Origin of the sequence: Cellulomonas septica (assembly GCF_012396155.1) — a bacterium.
GTDB lineage: Bacteria > Actinomycetota > Actinomycetes > Actinomycetales > Cellulomonadaceae > Cellulomonas > Cellulomonas septica.
Genome location: NZ_JAAXOY010000546.1, coordinates 1 through 2468 on the forward strand (window position 1 = coordinate 1; position 2468 = coordinate 2468).

A 2468-nucleotide genomic window follows, 5' to 3' on the forward strand; every position below is an offset into this window, starting at 1 on the left:
AGCTTCTCGTCGGTGATGACGAAGCCCCGGTCGAGCGTGATGCCCTGCTCCTCGTAGCCGACGCCCGACGTGCGGGGTCCGCGGCCGACGGCGACGAGCGCGGTGACGGAGTCGAGGAAGTGGCCGAGCGGGCCGCCGGACTCGACCGAGCCGTCGCGCGTCACGAACGCGTAGACGTTCGGGGAGGACTCGATCATCTCGAGGTACACCGCGACCATCGCACGCAGGCCCTCGCGCGGCGTCGGCGAGACGCGCAGGACGCCCTCGAGCGCGCCCTGGATCTGCAGCACGACGGCCTCGGCGACGGCGATCTGCAGGCCGGTCTTGTCGGTGAAGTAGCGGTAGACGATCGACTTCGAGGTGCCGGCCGCGGCCGCGATCTCCTCCATCGACACGTCCGGGCCGTGGTGGTGGACGGTGCGGCGGGCGATGCGGACGAGCTCGGCGCGGCGGGCCTCGCGGTGGTCCGCCCAGCGGGTCGAGCGGCCGTCGACGGGCAGGTCGTGCGCGTCGGGCAGGGCGCGGTCGCCCGGTGGCGGGGTTCCGGCGTCAGGGCGCAGGAGCGTGGGTGGCGTCGTCGTCGACGGCCCTCGTGTGATGGGGCTCACGAAACCGAAGGTATCAGGTACTGTGGGTTTCGGACACCACTTCGGGACGTAGGTCCCTCGCGCACCGGCACGAGGGCCGTCCGAGCTCGAGCGACGATGCGAGAGGAACCAAGCCGTGGCCCCCTCCCCCCGCAAGACCCCTGCGGACACGCCGACGACACCCGGGACGCGCCGCGCGCTCGTGCTCGGCGGCAACCGGATCCCGTTCGCCCGCGCCGGCGGCGCGTACGCCCACGCGAGCAACCAGGACATGCTGACCGCCGCGCTCGACGGGCTCGTCGCGCGGTACGGCCTGCAGGGCGAGCGCATCGGCGAGGTCGCCGCCGGTGCCGTGCTCAAGCACTCGCGCGACTTCAACCTCACGCGCGAGGCCGTGCTCGGCTCGGCGCTCGCGCCCACGACGCCCGCGTACGACGTCCAGCAGGCGTGCGCGACCGGCCTCGAGTCGGTCGTCGGGCTCACGAACAAGATCCGCCTCGGCCAGCTCGACTCCGCCATCGCGGGCGGCGTCGACACCACGTCCGACGCGCCCATCGCCGTGAGCGACCGGCTGCGCCGCACGCTGCTCGACCTGTCCCGCGCGCGCTCCGTCGGGCAGCGGCTCGCGGTCGCGTCGCGCATCCGCCCCAAGGACCTCGCGCCCGCCGCGCCCCGTACCGACGAGCCGCGCACCGGCCTGTCGATGGGCGAGCACCAGGCGCTCACGACCGCGCAGTGGGGCATCACGCGCGAGGCGCAGGACGAGATCGCCTACGCGTCGCACCAGCGCCTCGCGGCCGCGTGGGCCGACGGGTTCTTCGACGACCTCGTCACGCCGTTCCGCGGCCAGACCACCGACGGCAACCTGCGCGCCGACACGTCGCTCGAGAAGCTCGCGAAGCTCAAGCCCGTGTTCGGGCTCGGGCTCGACACGCCCGCGACGATGACGGCCGGCAACTCGACGCCGCTCACCGACGGCGCGTCGACCGTCCTGCTCGGCTCGGACGAGTGGGCCGCCGCGCACGACCTCACGCCGCTCGCGGTCGTCGTCGACGCCGAGGCCGCCGCGGTCGACTTCGTGCACGGCGTCGACGGATTGCTCATGGCGCCCGTCTTCGCGGTCCCGCGCCTGCTGGCCCGCAACGGCCTGACCCTCGACGACCTCGACTACGTCGAGATCCACGAGGCGTTCGCGTCGACGGTCCTCACGACGCTCGCCGCGTGGGAGTCGGAGCAGTTCGGCAAGGAACGGCTGGGGCTCGACGGGGCGTTCGGCTCGGTCGACCGGGCGCGGCTCAACGTGCACGGGTCCTCGCTGGCCGCGGGCCACCCGTTCGCCGCGACCGGCGGGCGGATCGTCGCCACGATCAGCAAGGAGCTGCACCGCCGCAAGCAGGCCGAGGGACGCCCCGTGCGGGCCCTGGTGTCCGTGTGCGCGGCCGGCGGGCTCGGCCTCACCGCGATCCTCGAGGCGGCGTGACCATGACCGACACCTACCTCAACCTCGTCAACAGCGGCGTCACGAAGAAGATCGCCAAGCAGCTCGGCCTCCCCCAGCCGACGCCGCTGCGCCGTCACCGCCCCGGCTCGCCGCTCGTCGACGGGCCCGTCCTGGTGCTGGGCCGCGACGACGACGCGGACGCGCTCGCCGCGGTGCTGTCCGGACCGGCGGGCGGCGCCCCCGGTGCGACGGTCCTCGACGGCTGGGACCTCGAGGTGCACCGGCACGCCACGCCCGACACCCGGTACGCGGCCGTCGTGCTCGTCCTCACGGGTGTGACCCACCCCGACCAGCTCGCGGAGCCGGTCCTCGCGGCGGCGGCGACGTTGAAGGGGCTGGCCCGCGGGGGTCGCGTCGTCACCGTGTCGCGGGAGGCGGGC

At 74.3% G+C, this 2468-nt stretch carries 2 protein-coding genes and 1 pseudogene; 2 read left to right on the top strand and 1 reads right to left on the bottom strand.

Features of this window, described 5'->3' with window-relative positions; all coding sequences use genetic code 11:
• Positions 1–608: TetR family transcriptional regulator (locus HGA02_RS16340; protein ID WP_168680162.1), on the bottom strand; the 608-nt coding region annotated here is incomplete at its 3' end.
• Between the two features lie 115 nt (positions 609–723).
• Here HGA02_RS16340 and HGA02_RS16345 point away from each other — a divergent pair.
• Together HGA02_RS16345 and HGA02_RS16350 are read left to right on the top strand one after the other, a co-directional pair.
• The gene (locus HGA02_RS16345; RefSeq protein ID WP_168680164.1) at positions 724–2067 is read left to right on the top strand and encodes an acetyl-CoA C-acetyltransferase; all 1344 of its coding nucleotides are present in this window, start codon (positions 724–726) and stop codon (positions 2065–2067) included.
• Positions 2068–2069: 2 nt separating this feature from the next.
• Positions 2070–2468, top strand: a pseudogene (locus tag HGA02_RS16350) (3-oxoacyl-ACP reductase); the annotation flags it as partial.